We start from the raw sequence: 25,083 nt of genomic DNA, 5'->3' as shown, positions 1-25,083 counted from the left end.
AAATCTAAACACCTGATTAAACAGAAGAATAGATTATGTTTTTAATAAAAAGATCAAGAAACAAAAAGTACTCAATGATAAAAACCAAAACTATTTGCAACTCAAAAAAATCAAATTATAAATAAGTCTCCTTATCTTTAATCTCTATTACAATCTCACGAAAACAAAAAATATAGCTATGAATACAATCAAGACCGTTAGAAAAGTTGCAATTGTTGGATATAACAGAATTCCTTTTGCAAGAGCAAATACCGCCTATGCAGAAGTTAGTAATCAGGAAATGATGATTGCTGCTCTTGATGGTCTTATTGATAAATATAGTTTAAAAGGAAAATTACTTGGAGAAGTTGCCGGTGGTGCAGTAATTAAACATACTTACGATAATAACCTAATTAGAGAGTGTGTTATGAGAACGTCACTTGATCCTGCAACTCCTGCATGCGATCTACAACAAGCTTGCGACACCGGAATTGAAAGTGCCATATATATTGCTAACAAAATTGCACTTGGTCAAATCGAATCTGGAATTGCCGGAGGTGTCGATTCTATTAGTGATACGCCAATTGCTGTTGGTGAAAAAATTCGAAAAATTTTACTGAATGCCAGAAAAGCAAAATCATTGGGCGAAAAAATAAAGCTCTTTTTAAAGTTACGTCCAAAAGATTTTACGCCACTTGTACCTAAAAATGAAGAATCTCAAACCGGTCTTTCGATGGGCGGCCACACTGAAATTACTGCAAAACATTATAAAATTTCTCGTGAAGATCAGGATAACCTTGCACTTAGAAGTCATTTGAATATGGCAAAAGCCTACGACGAAGGTTTCTTTGATGATATGATTACTCCTTTTAACGGACTTGAAAAGGACAATAATCTTAGAAAAGATAGTACTATCGAAAAATTAGCGCAATTAAAACCCGCTTTTGATAAGGTAAACGGAACGCTTACGGCAGGAAACTCTACACCGCTTACAGATGGTGCTTCTTGCATTCTTTTGGCAAGCGAAGAATGGGCGAAAGAAAATGGATTACCAATTTTAGCCTACATCACTTTTGCCGAAATTGCGGCTATCGAATATGTAAAAAATCAGCAGAATCTTTTGTTAGCACCGTTATTTGCAGCCAGTAGAATGCTTGAAAAAGCAAATCTAACGCTACAAGATTTTGATTATTATGAAATTCACGAAGCTTTTGCCGCACAGGTTCTCGCTACTTTAAAAATATGGGAAAGCCCGGAATTAAGCGCTCAACTTGGATTAAAGAAAACTCTTGGTGCAATTGACAGAAATAAACTGAATGTAAAAGGAAGCAGTCTCGCAGCAGCACATCCTTTTGCCGCAACAGGAGGTCGAATAATTGGCGTTATGACAAAATTATTAAACGAAAAGGGTTCAGGAAGAGGTTTCATCTCTATTTGCGCAGCAGGCGGACAAGGCGTTACAATGATTATTGAAAAGTAAATACCTATTTTTTGGCAGGGTGAGCGTCCCGAAACTTCGGGAGAATCCTCGTTTGCTAAATCACTTTGTGGGACTTCTCCCGAAGTTTCGGGACGCTCAGTCTGACAATGGTCATCAAATTGACAAACCCGACAGGTTTCAAAAACCTGTCGGGTTTAATAATTACGAAAATGTCCAACTATCGCAATTTATTTTCATCTTAAAAAGCAAATTCCTCAACCGCAGATAAAGCTTTAGGTAGTGCATTATCGGCAAAATCTGGAATTGCTGTACCTTCTACGCGAAAAGTTGTAATATCGGTTATCCCTAAAAATCCTAATACAGCACGCAAATACGATTCAGAAAAATCATAACTTTTATAAGGTCCTTCAGAGAATATAGCACCTGAAGCAATTGATAAAAATACTTTTTTATCTTTTAACAATCCTTTCGGGCCATTCTCATCATAACTAAAAGTCTTTCCTGCTCTCGCAACTTGGTCAATCCAACCTTTTAGAACCGCAGGAATTCCAAAATTATAAAGCGGAACACCAATTACAACAATATCAGCCTCAATTAAATCTTTCGTTGCTTCATCAGAATGTTTAAGTGTTTCTTTCTGAGCATCGGTTTGTTGCTCTTCGGGAGTATAAAATGCGCTTACATTCACTTCGCTTAAATAAGGTAAAGGCGTTTTTGAAAGATCAAGTGTTTGTAATTCGATCGTGTCATATTCTCCTTTCAGTTTTTCAAGAATAGCATTCGATAATTTGTTACTAAATGAAGCATCTCCTTTGATGCTGGTTACTATATTCAGAATCTTTTTACTCATCTTTTTACAATTATTTTGTTTATGATACAAACTTATCTACATTTACTATCTCTTTTATAGTACTATCCTCAAGGATAGCGCTTTCCTTGAGGATAGTAACGTTATATACCTATGAAAACAAAAAGCGAAATAACAAAAGAAATGGGTTGTGGTCAACCAGAAGAATGCCTGGCAGCATTATTACCAGTAAGAGATGCTTTGGAAGTTTTAAGTGGTAGATGGAAGCTGCCTATTTTGATTGCATTATCCAATAGACCAAAGAGATTTAAGGAGATTTCTAAAGATATCAACGGAATTACAGATAAAATGCTTTCCAAAGAACTTAAAGACTTAGAGATCAACAAACTTGTTACCAGAACCGTTTATGATACTTTTCCTCCAACTGTTGAATATGCAAGAACAGAACATAGCCATACGCTGTATAATGTTATTGGAGCCTTAAATGAATGGGGGACCTTGCATCGTAAAGAGATTATTGGAAAATAAACACCAATAAAATCATTTTTTAGTAAGGCAAAAGTCATTTTTTTGTAGTAAATTAGAACTTCTTAAAATCTAGGTTTCTAATAATTTTATCGAATTCATTTTAAATAAAATAAAAATGATAGACTCAAAAATACCCGATGGTCCACTTGCTGAAAAATGGAGTAATTATAAAGCTAAAGCTAAACTCGTAAATCCCGCTAATCGAAAAAAATTAAACATTATAGTTGTAGGAACTGGTCTTGCAGGTGCTTCGTGCGCTGCATCATTGGCGGAACAAGGTTATAATATCAAATCATTTTGTTTTCAGGATTCTGCCCGAAGAGCACATTCTGTGGCTGCCCAAGGAGGTGTTAATGCCGCTAAAAATTACAAAAACGATGGTGATAGTACTTTCAGGATGTTTTACGATACCATTAAAGGTGGCGATTTTAGATCTCGTGAAGCCAATGTTTACCGTCTTGCAGAATGTTCTGCACATTTAATTGATCAGGCTGTTGCGCAAGGCGTTCCTTTTGCGCGAGAATATGCAGGATATCTTAATAACAGATCTTTTGGTGGTGTTCAAGTTTCCAGAACATTTTATGCTCGCGGGCAAACAGGTCAACAACTTTTACTTGGTGCTTATCAAGGATTATTACGTCAGGTTTCATTAGGAAAAGTGATTATGCATACACGCCATGAAATGCTGGAATTAGTTGTGATTGACGGAAAAGCAAAAGGAATTATTGCCCGAAATCTAGAAACCGGAGAACTAGAACGTCACGTTGCCGATGCTGTAGTACTGGCTTCGGGAGGTTACGGAAAAGTATATTATCTTTCTACATTAGCCATGGGTTGTAACAGTTCGGCAATATGGAGAGCACATAAAAAAGGAGCTTATATGGCCGGAGTAAGCTGGATTCAGTTTCACCCTACTTCACTTCCGCAACACGGAGAAAATCAATCAAAATTGACTTTAATGTCTGAATCCTTGCGAAATGACGGACGAATCTGGGTTCCTAAAACCGCTAAGGACGACCGAAATCCAAATATAATTCCAGAAGAAGAACGAGACTATTATCTAGAAAGAAAATATCCATCTTTTGGAAATCTTGCTCCTCGAGATATTTCATCCAGAGCAGCAAAAGAAAGAATTGACGCCGGACATGGCGTTGGTCCAATGAAAAATGCCATTTACCTTGATTTTTCTGATGCCATTAAATCACAGGGAAAAGACAAAATTGAAGCCAAATACAGTAATCTTTTTGCCATGTACGAAAAAATTACAGGAATCAATGCTTACAAAGAACCTATGCTCATATCCCCATCTGCGCATTTTACAATGGGTGGACTTTGGGTCGATTATGAATTAATGACTTCTATTCCTGGGTTATTTGCCTTAGGCGAAGCTAATTTTGCCGATCATGGCGCTAATCGATTAGGTGCTAATTCTTTGCTTCAGGCTTGTGTAGACGGCTATTTTATTGCGCCTTATACAATTCCAAATTATTTGGCAGGCGAATTAAATGCTCCAAAAAATGATATTTTGCATCCTGCTTTTGATGAAGCCGAAAAAGCTGTAAGAGCTCAATTAGATCGATTTTTAAATAGTAAAGGAACACTTTCAACTGATTATTTTCATAAAAAAATTGGACGATTGCTTTATGAAAAATGTGGGCTTTCCAGAAGTAAAGAAAAATTAGAGGAAGCTTTAAAGGAAATCAAATTACTAAAGGAATCTTTCGAGAAAGATTTACTCATAACGGGAGATGACGCATTAAATAGCGAATTAGAAAAAGCCGGCCGAATCGCCGATTATATGGAACTAGCTGAATTAATGTGCTATGATGCTTTGCAGAGAGAAGAATCTTGCGGTGCACACTTTAGAGAAGAATATCAAACTGCCGATGGTGAAGCTGTTCGAAATGATACTGATTTCTGTTACGTTTCGGCTTGGGAATGGAAAGGAAAAGGACATAAACCTGAATTACACAAAGAACCTCTTGTATTTGAATCTGTTGAACTGGCGGTAAGAAGTTACAAATAATTGTTGATCGTTAATTATTAATTAACAATCCATAAAACTCAATTTCACAACCTACAAACAATTCATAATTAACAATTTATAATTAATAATTACCTATGAAATTATATCTTAAAATATGGCGACAACTTAATACTTCTTCAAAAGGAGAAATGGTAAATTATGAAATTGACGGAGTTTCAGAACATATGTCGTTTCTGGAAATGCTGGATCTTTTGAACGAATCGTTAATTCAAAAAAGAGAACGTGTTATCGAATTTGATCACGATTGCAGAGAAGGAATTTGTGGTCAATGTGGCGTTATGATAGATGGAAGAGCACACGGACCTTTAAAGAACACCACAACTTGTCAGCTTCATATGAGAAGTTTTAAAGATGGAGACACCATTTATATTGAGCCCTTTCGCGCCAAAGCATTTCCTGTTTTAAGAGATTTAAAAATTGATCGATCTGCTTTTGATTCTATTATTGAAGCCGGCGGATTTATCGGAGTTTCAACAGGTCAGGCGCCCGAAGCAAATACAATTCCAATATCGTACGAAACTGCCGAAGCTTCTTTTGATGCCGCAGCTTGCATAGGATGCGGTGCCTGTGTTGCAACTTGCAAAAATGCTAGTGCTGCCTTGTTTGTTGGTGCAAAAATCACACACTTGGCTTTGCTTCCTCAAGGAAAAGTTGAAGCTTCAAAAAGAGTTTTAACAATGGTTGAACAAATGGATGCTGAAGGTTTTGGAAATTGCTCTGATACAAGAGCCTGCGAAATTGAATGTCCACAAGGAATTTCAATTCTTTCAATCGCAAAAATGAATGCGGAATACAGTAAAGCAGTGATTTTTAGAAAGTAATATTATAAAAAATCACGCAAAGCCGCTAATTCGCAGAGCTTAAACACAAAGTAAACCCGACAGGTTTTTAAAACCTGTCGGGTTTCGATATTAAATAAAAAAACTTTGCGACTTTGCGAGATTAATTCAAAATTCTTTTTTAGAAACTTAAATTACACCGCAAAATAAGGCGTTAGAATATCTTCAAAATTATACAATCCTTTTTGTTTATGTTCCAGATTCTCGGCAACAAAAACAACTCCGTTTCCAAATGCTTCTCTTGAAATAGATTCGTGAATTAATCGAACCGTTTGATACGGAAACCCAAATATAACCTCGTGCTTTCCAACAATTCCTCCTGCCCTTACCGAGTTAATATCTTTTTTATCGATATCTAAGGCTTCGGCAATTTTAACGGCTGTTCCAGAAGTTCCTTCTTTCTTTTTAAAATGCTCTTCATTGACTTCAATATCAACCCAAGGAGCAATTTTCTTCAAGAATTTAGCAGCAAAAAGCAAATAATTTACACCAAGAGTAATATTAGGCGACCAAAACACAGTCGTATTATGCGCCAATTTTTTTAGCAATTGCAATTCCTTCTCTTTATAATGTGAAATGGCTGATATAATCTTAACCTTTCTTTTAGCTGCAATTTCTCCATAAGTATAAATACCATCACTGGATGAAAAATCAATAATCACATCAACAGGATGTTTGTTTAACAATTCTTCTATTGTTGTTTTGGAACTAGAGTAAATTAACCCAGGTTCATCTGACTGAATCCCGAAAAATTCCGGAACAGATCTATGTTCTAAAACAGTACTTTGTCTTAAAACCCATTCCAAGCAAAATTTCTTGTTTTCTAGTAGAATTGAAGCTACAGATTTTCCAGTCTTCCCGAATCCGATTAATCCTATTTTCATAATTTATTTTTTTACTGAGCAGAACGCTCGTTAATAGAAAATTGACATCATTTTAAAATTAATGTCAAACCAAAAATTCAATTATTATCTAAGCAGATAATGATCCTCTATTAGTAAAAATAGGAATATTACAACAGGGCAACTAACGATTACGGAGTTTTATAACAATATAAAGTCTTCTTAACAAGAATAATAATGTGAAAATATTATAAGCGTCAATAAAAATTGAAAAATTGCAATTCTTTAAAAACAAGTTCTCTTTTATACTATGCACTTATAAAACTTAATTTTCAAGGAATGAAATTGTTACAAATTTTATATTTATAATTTAAAAATAACATCAAATTTTAGTGTGTTTATAAATAAGAAACCTATATTTGCAACAAAGTTGCGTTAGTTAATAAACCACAAAGTCCGCTAAGCGCGCTGATTTCCAAAACAAGAATGAAAAAGAAAATTATCTTAATTAATTTTTTTATGTCTTTAACCGTATTGTTCGCAATGCTGTTTCAGACGGTTCACTCTTACGAGCATCTTTACAAACAATTATACCAAAAACATTGTGATCATCATTATGTTGATGGTCAAAACCAAATTACACACAGCCATTCTGTAGATAGCAATTGTCACGTTTGTCACTTTGCTTTTAGCACTTTTATCCCAAGTGCATTCCAAACTTTATCCTTTCATAAAGTAAATTTTGAAACTTCTTATGTTTTCTTTTATACAAAAGTCGCTTCAAACTTTTTCAAAGGCAGTCTTTTCGCTCTTAGAGCACCTCCTACTTTAGTTTAGTTTACTACATTTTTATTTTCTAAAAATTAGAAACACCTATAGCCTATTTTCAATTGGCTAAAGGACATCTTATTTGTGGTTTTATCTAAAGCAGTTTTCTTTAAACAGAAATTGTAATAGATATTACTCTAAAAAAATATTCTTGTTTTTAAAATTCTAATACAGATTTTCTACAAAACTGTAGTAAACTATCCATTCCCCTTACTCAAATTCTAAAGTCGTCCACATCTCAAAAATCAACCAAACCTCAGACCAAAAACTGAGACTGAGACTGAGACTGAAACTAAAAACCGAGACTGAAAACTTAAAAAAAATCCAAATACACAAAACTATGCTTATAGCAAAAAATCTGACCAAAAAATATGGCGATCATATCGCGTTGAATAAATTAAACTTAACTATTAAAGAAGGCGAAATCTTTGCACTATTAGGTCAAAATGGCGCGGGAAAAACCACAACTATAAATCTATTTTTAGGCTTTATTGAACCAACTGCGGGAGAACTAAAAATCAATGATATCTCTGTGATTGATAACGCACAGGAAACCAAAAAATATGTAGCATATATTCCAGAAACAGTAATGTTGTATCCAAATTTAACAGGTGTAGAAAACTTAAAATTCTTCTCGTCTCTGGCAGGATTTAAATATTCAAAAGGAGAATTGACTTATTTTCTTAGTAAAGCAGGATTGCAAACAAAAGCACACGACCAAAATTTGGGTGGCTACTCTAAAGGAATGCGTCAAAAAGTAGGAATTGCTATTGCAGTTGCCAAAAAAGCAAAAGTCCTTTTATTAGATGAACCTACGAGCGGTTTAGATCCTAAAGCTTCCAACGAGTTTTCGCAAATTCTGAAAGAACTTTCGGCAGACGGAACGGCAATTTTAATGGCAACCCACGATATTTTCAGAGCCAGAGAGGTCGCTTCGCACATTGGAATCATGAAACAAGGCAACTTGGTAACAGTAATCGAAGCAGATAAAATCTCAGCAAACGAGCTTGAAGATTTGTATTTACAAACCGTATAAAAGGAAATAGAAAAATGAAACATTTACTTCCCTTTTTACTTTTAGTAACGGGTACACAATGCGTACAATCGCAAAATAGCACTAAAAAAGTTAAAGACAGCATCGCTCAGGATTCTGTAAAAATGGCAAGAAACGAATTGCAAACGGTAGAAATTGTAGGTCGTTCGACTAAAAAATACAACAGCGATTATTCGTTTGCAGCAACCAAAACGGCAGCATTAAACAAAGATATTCCGCAATCTATCTCGACAATTACCAAAGAATTAATTGCAGATAAAGGAGCGTTTTATCTTGCCGATGCCGTAAAAATGGCAAGTGGCGTGATTCCCGCAAGTTATTACAATCAATACACGATTCGAGGTATTAGTCAAAACGAAGAAGGTCAAATTATTAACGGAATGCGTACACGCCAATATTACTTTTTACAGCCTTTAACGAATAATATTGAACGTATCGAAGTAATCAAAGGACCTTCGAGCGCGACATTCTCGTCTGTAGATCCAGGCGGAAGCATCAATTTAGTTACTAAAAAACCTTTGGCGGTAGATCGAAAAGAAGTGAGTATGAGTGTGGGAAGTTTTAGTACTTTTCGCGGAACTCTTGATTTTACTGGTCCTCTTAACAAATCAAAAACGTTGTTATATCGTGTAAACGGAGCGTATCAACAAGCAAAATCGTTTCGTGATTTAGTAGGTAATAAGTCTTTTTTGATTTCTCCCTCGTTTAGCTATATCCCAAATGAAAAAACAGCTATTAATACTGAATTGATTTTGAGCGACATGACGGGAACGCTTGATCGCGGGCAACCCATTTTTGGTGCGGTGGCAGGTGTTACTGATTTAAACAAAACACCAATTAGTCTGAATTTAGGCGCTCCAAGTGATTTCTTTAAATCGAAAGAAATGATTTTCACAACCAGTTTTGCTCATAAATTCAGTTCTAAAATAGGATTTAATGCACAATATATGAAACAATCCTGGACCGAGAATTTACAAGAACACAGAACCACAAATGGTTTTGCGGTCGATATGAACAATCAGCCCGTTACCAGTTTAGCCATGATGCAGTTTGTACAACGTCAGCAATATTGGGATGTAGATAATTTGAGTACCTATTTTAATTTCGATTTAAAAACAGCAAAAATCAAACACAAATTATTGGTTGGTTACGATTTAAGCAGTTGGAATAAAACAAAAGGCGGCGGACAAAATGCAGCGAGAGGTTATTTATTGAAAGACGGAACTGTTGCCAGTACTTTTGTTCCTGCAAACACGGCAAACTATCAAACGACAACAATTGATGGCGTTTTGTTACCAAAACCAAACGTTAATTATTTCAACTTGAATAATCCCACGTACACCTTAACCAGTCCAGACGATTACACATTGAATGTTAGAACAGCCTTACCATCGGCATTAACAACTACAAATGCTATTTATATTCAAGATCAAATTCAGTGGGAAAGATTTACCGTTTTACTGGGTTTACGAAACGAATGGTTTGAAGATATTAGCAATTACGAAACTAATAAGGAGCTAACAGTCAAGAAATCGGCATTGTTGCCACGCGTGGGTATAACCTATGCAATCAACAATCAAATAAATGTTTATACAACTTATCTCGAAGGGTATCAGCCACAATCGAACACCGTAACTTTAATGCCACAAACAGGTACTTTGCCTGCCGGAAGTTTGTTTGATCCGCTCGAAAGCAATCTGAAAGAAATAGGTTTAAAAGCCACTTTTTTTAACAATGCTATCAACTTTAACGCTGCGGTTTACGAAATTAATCAGCGTAATATTTTAATGAATGCCAATGATCCTGTAAATCCTGATTTATTGGTCACACGCGGAGCTGAAAGAAGCCGCGGTTTTGAGTGCGATTTAGCAGGCTACATCACAGCCGATTGGCAAATAAATGCTTCGTATAGTTACATTGATGCCAAAATTACCAACGATCGTGATGCATCATTAATTGGTGCGCGAAAACAAAATACACCAAAAAACAGCGCCAATTTATGGACGCGTTACAATTTTAATTCAGATTCAGGTTTGAAGGATTTAGGAGTTGGTTTCGGGATGCAATATCAAAGCAGCAAAGTGCCTTGGTTTACAAGAGCCTTTACACTTCCTGATTTCACTGTTTTTGATGCCGCTGTATATTACAAACCCAACAAAAGCAATATGCAAATTGCTTTAAATGCAGGTAATTTATTCAACAAAACGTATTGGTTGGGTGCACAAAATTATTTGCGATTGTTTCCGGGAGCACCAAGAAATTTCAGCCTTACAGTAACCTATAAATTTTAATTTGGTATGAAATCATTACACACCGAAATTTTAATAGCCAAACATTTAAAAAATTCCGTTTTTAAAAATACGGCTGTTTTTATCATTACGCTTTTCATTGGTCTTATTTTACTTTACGCAGCATTTTCAGGTTGGGAAAATTATACGAACCAAAACGAAACAAGCGAAAAATACCAACACGAATCTCGTGAAGACTGGTTAAAAAATCCAGACAAAAATCCGCATAGAATGGCGCACTACGGCAATTTTGCGTTTAGAAAAAGTACACCTTTAAGCGTTTTTGAGTTTGGTATGGAACCTTTTTTCGGGAATGCCATTTTTCTCGAAGCGCACAAACAAAATACAGCCAATTTTTCTGAGGCCGGATTCTCCAACAGTATGTTACGATTTGGAGAAATTAGCATTGCTATGGTTTTGCAAATTCTATTGCCCTTATTAATCTTTTTTCTAGGTTTTAATGCGGTCGCGGCCGAAAGGGAAAACGGAACGCTAAAACTATTATTAAGTCAGGGAATTAGTTGGAAACAGCTCTTAACGGGTAAAATTTTAGGCATTGCAAGCGTTATCATGTTACTTTTTGTTCCAACCATTATAGTATTGGTTTTTATTTGGTTATTGCTTCAAAATTTTTCGATTACACCCGATGAAACCATCAAAATGAGCTTGTTTATTCTATTTCATTTTATCTATCTGATCTTCTTTTGCGTGATTGCCGTTCTAATTTCGGCGTCAAGCAAAACATCAAAAAAAGCGTTGATTTCACTAATAGGTATTTGGTTGGTTTTTACCATCATTTTGCCACGAACTACGCAGGCAATTGGAGCATATATTTACGAAGCACCATCAAAAATTCAGTTTCAAAGTGACATCGAAAAAGATATTTTGAAACAAGGAGACAGTCATAACCCAAACGATTTGCATTATAAAGCGATAAAAGATTCACTTTTACGAGTTTACAAAGTCGATTCAGTACAAAAACTACCGTTCAATTATTCTGGTTTTATTATGACCGAAGGCGAAAAAATAAGTTCTAAAATCTACAATCAGCATTTAGAAAAATTACTTCAGGTTTATGAAAAACAAAATAGATTTTCGAAAATCATTTCTTTTGTAAATCCTTATATCGCCATCAAAAACTTATCGATGGGATTATCGAATACCGATTATGATTCGTATATCGATTTTCAGAAACAAGCCGAAAATTATCGCTACAATATGGCGCAAAAAATGAATGCTTTGCAAGTAAAATTCATTAGTAATAAAAAGCCAGCGCCAAACGATAAACCTCTAACTATTGACAAAGAACATTGGGCAGATGTTGAAGAGTTTCATTATGAACCAAAAGAAATTTGGGACGTTTTAAAATCCGAAATCGTGTCTATTCTCTCTATTTTTCTATGGATTGTATTGCTGTTTATTTTCATTCGATTTGCCGTCAAAAACCTTAAAGCTATTTAATATGTTAGCATTACTATTTAAAAATTTCATACGATCGAAAGGAACCAAAATTGGATTAATTTTCCTTTTCATCATCTGTTTCATCAGTCTTTTAATTGGTCAGCAATTTCAGCAAAAACAGCAGGATAATATTGCCGAAGCCGCGATTTATCAAAAAGAACATATTGCCCGAAATGCGGCTTTTCATAAAGATGAAATTGGGCTTCTACTCTATTACATTAAATTTTCGTTGGTCAATAAAACCTTGCCTATAAATAGTTTGGCAATTGGTCAGCGCGATGTAAATCCGTCGATACAAAGCGTAACCATTCGTGGTTTGGAAGCTCAAAAATATGACGCAGAGCTTAATAACCCGAATAATCTTTTGTCCGGAAATATCGATTTTAGTTTTGTGCTCATTTACCTGTTTCCGCTTTTAATAATTGCATTTTCTTATAATTTGGTTTCCGAAGAAAAAGAATCAGGAACCTGGAAAATTGTCGCAACACAAAGTAAGAATACATTTTTGTACATTCTGAAATTATTCTATATCCGAATTTTAAGCCTAATTGCGCTTTTATCAATTGTACTTTTTATCGCTGTATTATTTCTGAATATTCCCTTTGACAATTCACTTCTAACTTTTTACACCATTGCAATTTTGTACATTTTGTTTTGGTTTGCCGTTTGCTTTTTTATTGTTTCGTTGCAAAAACACTCCAACTTTAATGCGGTTATATTATTAACTATTTGGCTATTTTTCATCATTATTTTACCGGCAATCATCAACACTTATATTGTCAATAAATATCCAATTCCCGAGGCTTTAGAATTAACGGTAAAACAGCGAAATGCTTATCATGAAAAATGGGACATGGATAAAAAAATTACCATGGATAAATTCTATAGTCATTATCCGCAATTTAAAAGTTATCCGTTGCCAAACGCCGAGTTTAGCTGGCTTTGGTATTATGCAATGCAACAAGCAGGTGACGACGACTCGGCAAAACAATCTCAGGAGTTGCAAAATAAACTGGAACAACGAAATAACGCCAGTCAAAATATTGCGCAGTTTATTCCAACGTTGCACGCACAGATTCAACTGAACGAAATTGCTAAAGCCGACTTAGGAAATCAACTTTTATTTTTGAAGGAAACAAAACTATTTCACGAAAAATTGCGATTGTATTTTTATCCAAAAATCTTTGATAATTCTGAAGTTAACAAAGAAAACTGGTCTAAATTTAAAGTAGAAACTTTTAATGATCCTTCAGAAATTAACTTTTTGAAAGCATTTTTGCCTCTATTACTTTTCAACTTAATTTTGATTGTGTTTGGATGGAGAAATTTTAAAATTAAAAATATTTAAACACTTTTTTTAACCGCAAAGCCCGCAAAGGTTTACTCAAGGTTCGCAAAGTTTTTTCACAAAGCTTTGCGAACTTTTTTATTTAAGCCACAGATTACATTGATTCGCACAGATTTTAATCTTAATAATCCTTTAATCTGTGGCAAAAAAAAACAAAGCTTTGTTTCCTTTGCGGTAAAATCTAGCTGTTTAGCCTGACTTGCATTACTTACATCCCTTATGGTTTAAAAATTACTCCAATTCTGACTAATATTTTTTCAAATCCTCTTTATTTTAATTTTATTTAGAATTAATATAAATAAACTTTTATATTTGCCGCTTTCTTGGCAAATTCCTGTAGTTTTTTAAATTTACAAAATTGCCTCTCCAAAGTAAATTTCGTTTAATGAACAACAATAACAGTTTCGAATTGAATCTTTTTGAATCTTTCAAAGAAGGAGACGAAACTGCCTTCACTTATTTTTACGATAAATACTTTCGCCGAATCACCGCTTTTAGTTTCCAATTTATTTACGATCACGACGAAGCCGAAAACTTGGCTCAAGAAGCTTTGCTATATCTATGGCAAAATAGAGAAACTGTAGAATCTATAAATGGCGTACAATCTTTTCTATATACTTACGCTAAATCAAAATGCTTGAATATGATTCGTCATAATAAAGTAAAGGATAAATTTAAAAGCGAAGTCTTAAATCAAAAAGAAAGAGAACTAGACATCGAGATTTTAAATTCGGTGCAATTTGATACTTTAGAATTAACCGAATTAGAACGTTTAATTCAGGAATCTATTAGCGATTTACCTCCAAAAACAAGAGAAGTTTTTATAAAAAAACGTTTCGAGAATAAAAAAAATGCCGAAATCGCCGAAGAAATGCAAGTTACCTTAAAAGCTGTCGAAGCCCATATGACAAAGGCTTTAAAGATTTTAAAAACCAAATTATCTGATTATTTGTTCTTAATTTTTATCCTTATTTGTAATAATTAAAAATAAAAGGTAGGGTATTTTACTTCTGAAGTGTACTTACTATAACCAGAAGATTAAATAACCAAAATATGATTACCAAAATTATTCATAAATATCTTTCTAACGAAGCTTCAGAGCAAGAAGTCCAAACTCTTTTTGATTGGATCGACGCTTCAGACGAAAACAAGAAGCATTTTATTTCTTTAAAAAAGGCTTGGGCTCTCACCACACTTTCACAAGATATTTCGATCGACTCTACTCCGGTAATCTCTATTCAACCTAAAAAGAAAGTATATCGCTTTTTAAAATATGCTGCTGTATTTTTAGTCCTGTTGGGATTTGGAAAACTAGCTTTGAACTTTAATCAAAAACCAAAAACAACTTCCAAAGAAATTGTTTTAGAATGGTCTGATGGTCGCTCTGAAATTATGAGCAAAACTAAAAAAGAAGTTTTGGTTCTTAATCAAGACCGATTATTAGTTGCTAAGAAATTCCCAAACCAAATTATCTATTTCGGAAAAGTTCAGGACGAAAAAGTAGTATACAATACGCTTAAAGTTCCGTACGGAAAGCGTTTTAAACTGACACTTTCAGACGGTACGATTGTCAATCTAAACTCAGGAACTACGTTTCGTTATCCAGAGCAATTTGGTATCAACGGAAAACGAAATGTGTATTTAACAGGTGAAGCTTTTTTTGAAGTTGCCAAAGACAAAGAACATCCGTTTATTGTAAACGCGAATCAAGTTGATGTTGAAGTTTTAGGAACAAAATTCAATATTAGCGCTTATCCTGAGAATCCTAGTGTTAACAGTACTTTGGTCGAAGGAAGCATTCAAATGTACGAAGTCGCAAACAAGCAAAATCTTGTTTTACTGCAACCTAACCAAATGGCGACTTGGCAAAACAATTCTAAAAAAATTACAACAAAAGAGGTCGACCCGAGTTTTTATGCTGCTTGGACAAAGGGCGAACTTGCTTTTAAAGATACTCCATTTTCTACCATCGCTAAAATAATTCAGCGTACCTACGATGTTGAAATTATCAACGAAAATTCTGATTTGGCCAAACAGAATTTTACGGGTACAATTAAAATTAGCGACTCTAGTGTCGAAAACATTTTAGAACTTCTAAAACGTGACACGCCTTTTAATTATGCTATTAAGCAAAACACCATTACTATTACCAATCCTTCTATAACTAAATAAACATGACTTTTACGATACCCAATTTAAGGAAAATTCTATTTTTCCTAGCCCTATTCATATCCAGTTTTAAAGGTTTTTCGCAGAATAAAGGCATTACATTACAGGTAAAAAACAAACCTATTAGTGTGATTATTAAAGCAATTGAAGATCAAACTGATTTTAGAATTATTTATAATGCCCGAAAAATTGATACTGATCAATTGGCAGATCTAAATGTTCAAAATGCAAGTCTTGAAACGGTTTTAACGCAATTATTTACCGGAAAAAACATTTCTTTTTACATACAAAAAAAGCAGGTTTTATTAACGAACAGTGTGCCTACTCCAACTTCGCATTCTAATGCTGACGAAAAAGAACGTTTTATAAGCGGTACAGTTTATAGTGCCAAAGATAATATGCCACTTGCCGGCGCAACTTTGCGTATTAAAGGTACTGGAATGGGTGCTATTACTGATTTTAACGGACGATTTGTATATCAGTTAAGAGGAAACAATATTCATAATATGCTACTTGAAGTGGGGTATTTAGGAATGGAAAGCCAAACTATAAAAGCAGATAACAAAAAGGAGTTTACTTTTTATCTGGAAGAACATACAGATGAGTTAACTCAGGTTGTCATTACTTCGTCGTACGGAACCAAAAAAATGAAAGAGGAAATTGTGGGAAGTATTTCGACTTTAAATGCAAAAGATATAGCGGTTGAACAAGCTTCTGAAAGTATTGACAAAATGGTCGAAGGACAAATTGCAGGAGTTTTAGTCGAAAATACTACAGGAGTTGGTGGTCCCGTAAAAATAAATATTCGTGGTCAGGGAACTTTATCATCGTTATCCGGAGCGAAAACCGGAACTTCAACTCAACCTCTTATCATTGTAGATGGTTTGGTTATGAGTGAAGAAATGGGAATTGATGCTGCTTTTTTTACCGGAAATGGAGATAATGCAGAAAGTTTTTCAAACCCGTTAATGAAAATTGCGCCAGAAAACATTGAAACATTCACGGTTTTAAAAGATGCGGCAGCCGTTGGTATTTATGGTGCCGATGGTGCAAATGGAGTTATTTTGATTACCACAAAAAGAGGTAAAAAAGGGAAAACACAATTTGGTTTTTCTAATCAATCCGGGATTTCATCGGCAATCAATCAAATTAAATATTTGAACGGTGAGCAATATAACGAAGTTAGAAATGAGTTTCTTAGAAATACAACTCCGGGTTATGTAGATGTGCCTTACAATGGCGTAAATACAGATTGGTTTGATTTATTAAACAACGCTGGTTACTTTAATAAATACAATTTGAGCGTTTCCGGTGCAACTTCTAAATTTTCGTATCGCACCAATCTTAATTATTTAAAAATCGATGAACCTCAATTGGGCAATAACACGAAACAATTAAATCTTGGGGTAAATTTGGGATATCGCGCCGATAAATGGGACATTAATTTAATGGTGAATCCAAGTTTTATTCAAAAAGATGCACCTAATATTTTTTACAATTTTGCTTATTTACCTACAATTTCGCCTTATAATGCCGATGGTTCACTTTCGAAAATTGGCTTAACTGGTATTAGCGGAGGAAATCCGTTTGCAGCAATCGAACAAAATAAAAGCCAATCTCAGATTTACGGACTTATGGGAAGTTTGAGTGTTGGTTACCAAATTACTAAAGGTTTAAGATTTTCGACTCTATTTGGAATCGATTATACAGATAAGGAACAAGATCGCTATTTTTCCGGTCAAAATGAAAGTGGTCAGTTTAACGGAAGTTTCGTTTTAGATCAAATTACGTATCCAACTTGGGGACGTCGAATTATAAACGAAAGAAATTCTACGAGATGGAACTGGCAAGGACAGCTTTTGTTTGAAAAGCAATTGAACCAAAATCACTCCATTGATGGTGTTATTGGTATGGAACTTTCTGAAGACAAAGCAAGCTTTGATTATTCTTCGGGACTTGGATTTGTAAACCCAAACCAAATTCATGCAGTTTCTGAAGCGCTAAGAGATGATAATCCTGATACTACAACAGATGAAACCTACTCTGGTCAGACTTACAGTCATGAAAACAGCAATAACTCAAAAGTTTCGGCATTTTCGCAAATCAATTACAATTATAAAAAGCGTTACTATTTCTTGGCCAACTTTAGACGCGACCAAAGTTCTGTTTTTGGTAATGATTCTGATGTTGCTAACAATGGCGGTGCAGGTTTTAGCTGGATTACAAGCAACGAAAACTTTTTACAATCGACTTCATGGATTGATTTATTGAAATTTAAAATAAGTTACGGAACTACAGGAAACTCAAGAATTGGTTCGTACCGTTCTAAAGGTTTATACAACATTAGTCAAAACGGATATAATGGCGGTACACAGGCAAAACCAGGTGCGGCTCCAAACGAAAATTTAGGCTGGGAAAAAAATACCAAATTTAATGTGGGTATTGATTTTAATATCTTTAATCGTGTCGAATTATTATTAGAATATTACTATGATGATTTGAGCGACTTAATTACAACCCGAGATATCCCAACAGAAACAGGTTACAGTTCTGTACAATTGAATGCTTCAAGCATGTACAATAAAGGTTTTGAGTTTACTACCAGAATAAAATGGATTAAAAGTGATCGTTTTAAATGGACAACATCTTTTAATATTTCAACAGTAAAAAATAAAGTTACAGAACTAAAAGGTTTAGGCAGCGAATATTCTGTAGCAACCTTGGCATTGGCTCAAAAAGTAGGTTACAGTACCACTACACTTTGGGGAATAAACTGGGTGGGCGTTGATCCGGCAACGGGTCGTGATTTGGTCGAAAAAGATGGAAAAATTTACGACGCCACAACCTACAGATCTTTATTCACCACGGCAGATTTAGTGCCAATTGGTGACAAACAAGCCGATGCTTATGGTGGTTTTAATAACAACTTTACGATCAATAAAAATATTGTTTTATCGATTAGAGGTGCGTTTCAGCTTGGTGGAGACTTTTTAGTGCAAGATGTTTTAATTGATAAATATTCGAATACTTTAAATAGAAATCTTACGGTAAATGCCTACGATTATTGGAGAAAAGCCGGAGATATTACAACACAAGGTTCTGTAAGTACTTCGCCAATCCAGGCCAATTTGAGCAAATATATTTATGATGCGACTTTCTTGAAAATTAGCAATATCAATTTGAGTTACAATGTTCCTCTAAAAAATACTTTCCTGGATAATTTGGCTGTTTTTGTAGATGCTTCAAATGTTTGGTATTGGTACAAAGAAAAAAGTCCAAAAGGAATGAATGGTATTAGAGAGTTAAATTATAATTATCCGCAAGCGAGAACTATATCGATCGGAATGAACGCTAAATTTTAAGATTATGAAATATTTAAAATATATAACCTTTGCCCTTTTGATTTTTTCTGCGCAAAGTTGTAGTGATTTCTTAGAACAGGAACCGGGAACTCAAACTTCGATAGACGAACTTTTACAAGACAAAAAAGGAGTTCTAACTGCTTTAAAAGGACTCTATACCAGTATTGAAGAAAATATGAGAGGCGAACGTTTTGCGGTTTACGCTGATTTACAAGGTGGAAATTTAAAAATTACACCTTTTGATACTACTAATAAAGGACAAATTGTATTGCCAACAGCGCTACAAAAAGTTTATTCGTTTGAAGATCAATCTGACGAAAGTGATTTTAAAACTTTTTATGATGCGAGTTACAGTATTATAAATCAGGCGAATTTAATTTTAGAATATACGCCAAATTTAAATGATGCCACCGATGCAGAGAAAAACCAAATTAAAGCCGAAGTACTTACAATTCGTGCCTATGCACACTTTATGTTGTCGTTAATCTACAGTCAAAATTACGGTTTTACACCAGATGCTTCACATATAGGAATTGTTTACAATACTCGTTCGATAAAAGGCGGAATTCAATATCCAAAAAGAGAAACGGTTGCCAATACGTACAATTTTATTATTGAAGATTTAAAAACAGCTTTAGGTAATTATGCTGATAAATCAGTTTCAGAAGGTCCTGCTTATTCTTATTTCAACAAAAACAACGCAAAAGCATTATTGGCGCGTGTTTACTTGTATAAAAAAGACTGGCAAAATGCTTATGATACCGCCAATGATGTAATTGCAAATTCGGGCATAAGCTTAATGAACGCTACAAATTTAGTATCAGAATGGGAAAAAACAGATTTACCTGTATCTGAAATTTTATTAGAATTTAGTGCACCAAGAGATGCATCAGGTACAACTTCGAGTTCGATAGCGGCATACTTTGGTTATAGTACTTCGCCTCCACCCTTGTTCACGATATCTGATACTGGCCGAAAATATGTAGCTTCAAACGATTTGTTTAATCTTTATGAAACAAATGATTTGCGCAAAAAATTATTCTTACCGTTGCAACTTTCTACATTAATTGCCGGAAACCAAATAATGATGCCGTATAATTTTACCAAAAAATACCACGACAATCCTGGTTACGTTGCTTTTAGATTGAGCGAATTATACTTAATTCGTGCCGAAGCAGCCGCAGAAACCAACAAACCAGATGTGGCAATGGCCGATGTGAACACCATTAGAGCCAGAGCAAATGCATCACTTTTAACCAATGCAACGAACATCAAAGAAAATATTTTATTAGAAAGAAGAAAAGAACTTTGTTTTGAAGGCCATTTACTTTTTGACCTTGTTCGTAATCAAAGAGGAGTTTCCAGAAATGACGGCTGTATTTCGAATGTTTGCGGCTTAAATTATCCTTCGCCAAAATTTATATTGCCAATACCAATTTTCAATATTAATCTTAACTCAAACCTAAAGCAAAATGAATCGTATTAAATTTATACCAGCCTTATCTATTGCTATAATACTGTTATTTGCAGCTTGTTCTAAAGACGACTACAAATTAGGCGGAGAAAACGTTGATCCGTTTGTGAGATTTAACTTTATGACAAAAAGCGATAATATACCTCTTGAATATCCGGCCGTAAATGCCAACTTAATTCCACGAAACAGCTTTGAAAACACCGCTGTAAAAACACTAAAAATACCAGTTGCCTTAACTTCATTTTCATTAAAAAATGCAGTTACAGTGAATTTTAGTGCAACAACAACTGGTGCAACAGACAGTTACAGTCTTAATCCAAAAACAACACTTACGTTTGAAGGAAGTAAACTTACAGACACCGTTTTTGTTTCGTTTGACAAAAGATGGACTCAAAACCAAAGTATTACTTTAAAATTAGAGAATGCTTCAGATCCTAACATTCATATCGGAAATCTAAATACCGAAGCAACAAACGATACTTTTAAAATCGATTTGGGAACAATCTCTACCAACTATACTTTTCCAATAAGTAAAATTGATATTAAAGGTGTTAAAGGAGAAGTAATCAATTTTAAAGTAAATTTCCCTAACGGATTTTTCCCTTCAGAAGTTGATAAACTTGAAATGTTTCAGTTCTTAAACGGTTTTGATTACGAATTAACACATGACGATTATGGAACAAACAGAAGTTCGATAAACTATCATTTAAAACTTCTCGAAGACCTACAAAATGATGATGTTTATTACGAAAGTTCGCTTACTTTGGTTAATACAGCACTTTATCCTGCAACAGGAAACAAAATTTTGCAAATCGTAAAACCAATTAAATCAGCAAGAGATGTAAAAGCCAATCCAGCATCAAAATTTTACGACTTAACCAATCAGTTTTATTTGACTTATGGCGAAAACTGGTTTGATAAAAGCGGAACTTGTGCATGGCAAGCTTTTAATGCTTTTACGTTTCCGGTTGTCGTTACGAAAGACAATCCAAACGCTATTTTATACAGCGATAAAGGCACAACAAACCCAAATGACGATATTTATCACGATGCTTTCAAAATTGGTTTCAATGTTGTTTCCGGAACGTCGACCACCAACTCTTTCAATTTAAAAAGATGGTTTACCAACGAAAGTACCGCTGCGGCAAACTCTCCCGGATTTAATATCACCTCGGCATTAGAGTTTTTCCCAGACAACGGAAACAGTAAAACCCAAGGAAAAGTATTAGTAATTCCGCAATACATAACCGTTGCCAACACAACAAAAAGCAGTCATAGTATCGCAATTTCGGGAGAAGGAACTTACAAAGAAATCAGCACAGGATTATTTGAAATTTCATTTGAGTTGAAATTAACCAATCAGGAATTATTTGGAGGAACAGCAACATCACAATATAAAATTTATAACAACAAAACCTATCCAAAGCTAAATCCGATAAACGAACCTTGCGCAAAGGAAGTTGATCTTTAGATAGAGTTTTTTAGTTTTTAGTCTCAGTATTCAGTCTCAGTCGCGGTTTTTAGTTTTCAGTTTGTAACGTAGAGTATAAACTCTATTTTACGAAAAACGTAAACCAACTTTGACAAAGTTTAAAAAACAAAGCTTGTACACCGCGACTGAGACTGAGACTGAGACTGAGACTGAGACTGAGACCGAGACTGAGACCGAGACTGAAAACTGAGACTGAAAACTGAGACTGAAAACTGAGACTGAAAACTGAGACTGAAAACTGAGACTGAGACCGAGACTAAAAACTGAGACCAAGACTAAAAACTGCGAAAGAAATCAAAAAAAAATGAAAGCAAAAAAACTACTAATCCCCTTTTTACTCTTGCTAAGTTTAACCGCTTATAAGAGCATCGAACAACCCGACTACATCGATGTTACAGAATTACGAAAACTCTATTCCAGCGGTGATCCAACTAAATGGCCCGCACCGGAATTAGATAAAAGCATAGATAAAAAAGCATTCCAAGATATTGGAGTGCTTTCTGACGTTCCGTACCCCGCATATAATCCGTATTCTAAAGAAAAAGAAAGTCTGGGTAAAATCCTGTTTTTTGACCCGAGATTATCTAGAAGCGGACAAATTGCGTGCGCGTCTTGTCATAATCCTGAATTGGGTTGGACAGATAATTTAACGCGTTCTTTTGGTCACGATCGCCAAACAGGAAAACGCAACTCGATGACGATTTTAAACTCGGCGTATGCCAAAACTTTATTTTGGGATGGTCGTGCTTCAAGTCTCGAAGATCAAGCACAATTTCCTATTGGTGATCCGCTCGAAATGAACGAAAAACTAACGATTGCCGTTGATAAAATTGCCGAAATAAAAGGGTACAACGAATTATTTGTAGCGGCTTTTGGCGATAAAAAAGTAGATCAGCAAAGAATACAATATGCAATTGCCACTTTTGAAAGATCGATTAATAGTCCTAAAAGTAAATTTGATCAATTTGTAAGCGGAAAATCAGATGCTTATACTGATGCACAAGTAAAAGGTTTGCATTTGTTTAGAACCAAAGCGCAATGCATCAATTGCCATAATACACCATATTTTAGTGACAATCAGTTTCATAACGACGGACAAACTTTGTTTGGTACTAAAAATGAAGATTTTGGACGTTATAATGTAACGAAAAACAAAGACGATCTAGGCAAATTTAGAACGCCACCTTTGCGTGAAGTGGTAAACACTAAACCGTGGATGCATCACGGACATTTTCCGTCTTTATTGGATGTTGTGGAACTTTATAATTTAGGTAATCCCGCTCCTATTCAGAAAAAATATGCGGGAACTGCACGCGATTCGTTGATTCCGAAACCTGATCCTTTACTCAAAAAATTAGATTTAAATAAAGAGGAAATCAGCGATCTTTTGGCTTTTATCGAAACGCTGAGTACGCCAACCCGAAGAATTATAATTCCAACATTGCCAAAGTAATTAGAGTTTAGTTTAATATTCTAATTCGATATTCCATAGTCAATTTCAAACCCGACAGGTTTTATCCCGAAGCTTCGGGACTGTCGGGTTTACAATTAAATTTTATCAAAATATTCGTTCTGAAATTTAAATCAAAGAAATATTTGTTTTTCAGAAATCTATATCGTAATATTGCTATATTAAAATACAAAAACAATGGGCGCAACTAAAACGGAACATTTTACAACGAAACAAAATCAAATTGCAACAATTGCAAAGGCGTTGGGTCACCCTGCAAGAATTGCAATAATAGAATATTTATTAAAAGTTAACGAATGTATTTGTGGTGATATTGTAAATGAGCTTCCGTTGGCACAACCAACAGTTTCGCAACATCTTAAAGAACTTAAAAATGCAGGTCTTATAAAAGGAAATATTGAAGGAAATGCTATTTGTTATTGTATAGACGAAACTACTTTTGATCTATTAAATACTTATTTTTCAAATATTATTGCTGTCACTAAGGAACAGAAATGTTGTTAAGCTTTTTTTTATCATCTATATCGTAATATTGCATTATAACTATAAAATTTAAAAACAATGAAATTATCAGAAATCAAAAACATACTTCCTACACTGGAAAACACAGCTTTTCAATTGGAAAACGGAACTTTTGTTCCCGAACACTTTCATGTTACCGAGGTTGGAATTATTACTAAAAAGTTTATCGATTGTGGTGGTGTAATTCGCAATGAAAGTGTTGTGAATTTTCAATTATGGAACGCTGATGATTATGAGCATAGATTGAAACCTAACAAACTTTTGCAAATCATTAAATTATCAGAAGAAAAATTGGGAATTCAAGATCTTGAAATTGAAGTAGAATATCAAAATCAAACTATTGGCAGATACGATTTAGACTTTAATGGAACTCATTTTATTTTAAAAAATAAACTTACTGCTTGTCTTGCTGAGGACGCATGTGGAATTCCTTCACAATCTAAATTTATCGAATTAAACACAAACGAAGCAAGTTGTTGCTCGCCAGATGCTGGTTGTTGCTAATCGATGAAAAAGACATTTATTAAATATAGAAAACCTATTATTATAACAACATCTGTTATTGTTTTGCAGCTCTTTTTTGGCTTTGAGCCTAAATTTTGTCTTATCAATATCATTTGGTTACTCGTTTAAATTATGACAAAAAAAATTCTGGTACTTTGCACCGGTAATAGTTGCCGAAGCCAAATAGCCGAAGGTTATTTACGATACTTTTTAGGAAATAAAGCTGAAATTTATAGTGCGGGCATTGAAACGCATGGCGTTAATCCGAGAGCGATTGAAACAATGAAGGAAGATGGTATTGACATTTCAAATCATACTTCAAATCATGTTGATGAATATCAAAATATTGATTTTGATGTTGTTCTAACAGTTTGCGATAATGCAAAAGAAAGCTGTCCAATTTTTCCAACAAAAGCTCAAAAGTTGCATCAAAACTTCCCCGATCCCGCTAAAGCAACAGGAAATGAAGAGGAAATTCGACAAGAATTTAGAGCGGTTAGACAGACTATAAAAGAGTATTGCGATTCTTTTGCAAAAAACATTTAAGCAATTACGATCGTAAAAACTCATAATTTAAAATTCAAAACCCAATAGTTTTTTTTAAACCTGTTGGGTTTATTTTTTTT

The 25,083-nt window shown here is 34.5% G+C and carries 20 protein-coding genes; 18 read left to right on the top strand and 2 right to left on the bottom strand.

Features of this window, described 5'->3' with window-relative positions; all coding sequences use genetic code 11:
* The first annotated feature begins 178 nt into the window (after window positions 1–178).
* Window positions 179–1,459: an acetyl-CoA C-acetyltransferase gene (locus IW18_RS15750; protein ID WP_041518851.1), complete on the top strand. Its 1,281-nt coding sequence runs from the start codon at window positions 179–181 to the stop codon at window positions 1,457–1,459.
* Between the two features lie 199 nt (window positions 1,460–1,658).
* On the opposite strand, the gene IW18_RS15745 is transcribed toward IW18_RS15750, so the two are convergent.
* Window positions 1,659–2,270, bottom strand: coding sequence for an FMN-dependent NADH-azoreductase (locus tag IW18_RS15745; RefSeq protein WP_041518850.1), 612 nt, complete (start codon window positions 2,268–2,270; stop codon window positions 1,659–1,661).
* Between the two features lie 111 nt (window positions 2,271–2,381).
* On the opposite strand from IW18_RS15745, the gene IW18_RS15740 reads away from it, so the two are divergent.
* The 3 genes from IW18_RS15740 to IW18_RS15730 all read left to right on the top strand — a co-directional run bounded on the left by IW18_RS15740 (window position 2,382) and on the right by IW18_RS15730 (window position 5,624).
* Window positions 2,382–2,756: a winged helix-turn-helix transcriptional regulator gene (locus IW18_RS15740; protein ID WP_084607961.1), complete on the top strand. Its 375-nt coding sequence runs from the start codon at window positions 2,382–2,384 to the stop codon at window positions 2,754–2,756.
* 115 nt (window positions 2,757–2,871) lie between these two features.
* Window positions 2,872–4,782, top strand: coding sequence for a fumarate reductase/succinate dehydrogenase flavoprotein subunit (locus tag IW18_RS15735; RefSeq protein WP_041518849.1), 1,911 nt, complete (start codon window positions 2,872–2,874; stop codon window positions 4,780–4,782).
* Window positions 4,783–4,877: 95 nt separating this feature from the next.
* On the top strand, window positions 4,878–5,624 hold the full coding sequence (locus IW18_RS15730) for a succinate dehydrogenase/fumarate reductase iron-sulfur subunit (RefSeq protein WP_041518848.1): 747 nt from the start codon (window positions 4,878–4,880) through the stop codon (window positions 5,622–5,624).
* Window positions 5,625–5,776: 152 nt separating this feature from the next.
* Here IW18_RS15730 and IW18_RS15725 read toward each other — a convergent pair whose 3' ends face one another.
* Window positions 5,777–6,526 (bottom strand): 4-hydroxy-tetrahydrodipicolinate reductase, encoded by a 750-nt coding sequence (locus IW18_RS15725; RefSeq protein ID WP_041518847.1) that lies wholly within the window; start codon window positions 6,524–6,526, stop codon window positions 5,777–5,779.
* Window positions 6,527–6,970: 444 nt separating this feature from the next.
* Here IW18_RS15725 and IW18_RS22965 point away from each other — a divergent pair, with 444 nt between their 5' ends.
* From IW18_RS22965 to IW18_RS15660, 14 genes are all read left to right on the top strand, one after another.
* Window positions 6,971–7,321: a hypothetical protein gene (locus IW18_RS22965; RefSeq protein ID WP_165587337.1), complete on the top strand. Its 351-nt coding sequence runs from the start codon at window positions 6,971–6,973 to the stop codon at window positions 7,319–7,321.
* A gap of 331 nt (window positions 7,322–7,652) precedes the next feature.
* Window positions 7,653–8,348 (top strand): ABC transporter ATP-binding protein, encoded by a 696-nt coding sequence (locus IW18_RS15720; RefSeq protein WP_041518846.1) that lies wholly within the window; start codon window positions 7,653–7,655, stop codon window positions 8,346–8,348.
* Between the two features lie 14 nt (window positions 8,349–8,362).
* Window positions 8,363–10,657 carry a TonB-dependent siderophore receptor gene (locus IW18_RS15715; protein ID WP_041518845.1) on the top strand — a complete coding sequence of 765 codons (2,295 nt, stop codon included), beginning with the start codon at window positions 8,363–8,365 and terminating at the stop codon, window positions 10,655–10,657.
* A gap of 6 nt (window positions 10,658–10,663) precedes the next feature.
* On the top strand, window positions 10,664–12,115 hold the full coding sequence (locus tag IW18_RS15710) for an ABC transporter permease (RefSeq protein WP_041518844.1): 1,452 nt from the start codon (window positions 10,664–10,666) through the stop codon (window positions 12,113–12,115).
* 1 nt (window position 12,116) lies between these two features.
* Window positions 12,117–13,463, top strand: a complete 1,347-nt coding sequence (locus tag IW18_RS15705; protein ID WP_041518843.1) for a DUF3526 domain-containing protein — start codon at window positions 12,117–12,119, stop codon at window positions 13,461–13,463.
* A gap of 385 nt (window positions 13,464–13,848) precedes the next feature.
* Window positions 13,849–14,448 (top strand): RNA polymerase sigma-70 factor, encoded by a 600-nt coding sequence (locus IW18_RS15700; RefSeq protein WP_041518842.1) that lies wholly within the window; start codon window positions 13,849–13,851, stop codon window positions 14,446–14,448.
* A gap of 68 nt (window positions 14,449–14,516) precedes the next feature.
* On the top strand, window positions 14,517–15,635 hold the full coding sequence (locus tag IW18_RS15695) for a FecR family protein (protein WP_041518841.1): 1,119 nt from the start codon (window positions 14,517–14,519) through the stop codon (window positions 15,633–15,635).
* A 2-nt stretch (window positions 15,636–15,637) separates the two neighbouring features.
* Window positions 15,638–18,994 carry a SusC/RagA family TonB-linked outer membrane protein gene (locus tag IW18_RS15690; protein WP_041518840.1) on the top strand — a complete coding sequence of 1,119 codons (3,357 nt, stop codon included), beginning with the start codon at window positions 15,638–15,640 and terminating at the stop codon, window positions 18,992–18,994.
* A gap of 4 nt (window positions 18,995–18,998) precedes the next feature.
* Entirely contained in the window at window positions 18,999–20,480 is a 1,482-nt protein-coding gene (locus IW18_RS15685) for a RagB/SusD family nutrient uptake outer membrane protein (RefSeq protein ID WP_041518839.1), read from the top strand.
* The gene (locus tag IW18_RS15680; RefSeq protein ID WP_041518838.1) at window positions 20,467–21,939 is read left to right on the top strand and encodes a hypothetical protein; all 1,473 of its coding nucleotides are present in this window, start codon (window positions 20,467–20,469) and stop codon (window positions 21,937–21,939) included. Before IW18_RS15685 ends, IW18_RS15680 begins: the two co-directional genes overlap by 14 nt.
* Window positions 21,940–22,264: 325 nt before the next feature.
* On the top strand, window positions 22,265–23,413 hold the full coding sequence (locus tag IW18_RS15675) for a cytochrome-c peroxidase (protein WP_041518837.1): 1,149 nt from the start codon (window positions 22,265–22,267) through the stop codon (window positions 23,411–23,413).
* 195 nt (window positions 23,414–23,608) lie between these two features.
* The gene (locus IW18_RS15670) at window positions 23,609–23,935 is read left to right on the top strand and encodes an ArsR/SmtB family transcription factor (RefSeq protein WP_041518836.1); all 327 of its coding nucleotides are present in this window, start codon (window positions 23,609–23,611) and stop codon (window positions 23,933–23,935) included.
* 57 nt (window positions 23,936–23,992) lie between these two features.
* Window positions 23,993–24,457: a DUF6428 family protein gene (locus IW18_RS15665; RefSeq protein WP_041518835.1), complete on the top strand. Its 465-nt coding sequence runs from the start codon at window positions 23,993–23,995 to the stop codon at window positions 24,455–24,457.
* A gap of 132 nt (window positions 24,458–24,589) precedes the next feature.
* A complete protein-coding gene (locus IW18_RS15660) occupies window positions 24,590–25,003 on the top strand; it encodes an arsenate reductase ArsC (RefSeq protein WP_041518834.1) in 414 nt (137 codons plus the stop codon).
* The last annotated feature ends 80 nt before the right edge of the window (window positions 25,004–25,083 follow it).

This window comes from Flavobacterium hibernum, assembly GCF_000832125.1.
Taxonomy (GTDB): Bacteria; Bacteroidota; Bacteroidia; order Flavobacteriales; family Flavobacteriaceae; genus Flavobacterium; species Flavobacterium hibernum.
Note: the sequence above shows the minus strand (reverse complement) of the source record. Positions and strands in the feature narration are given on the sequence as shown.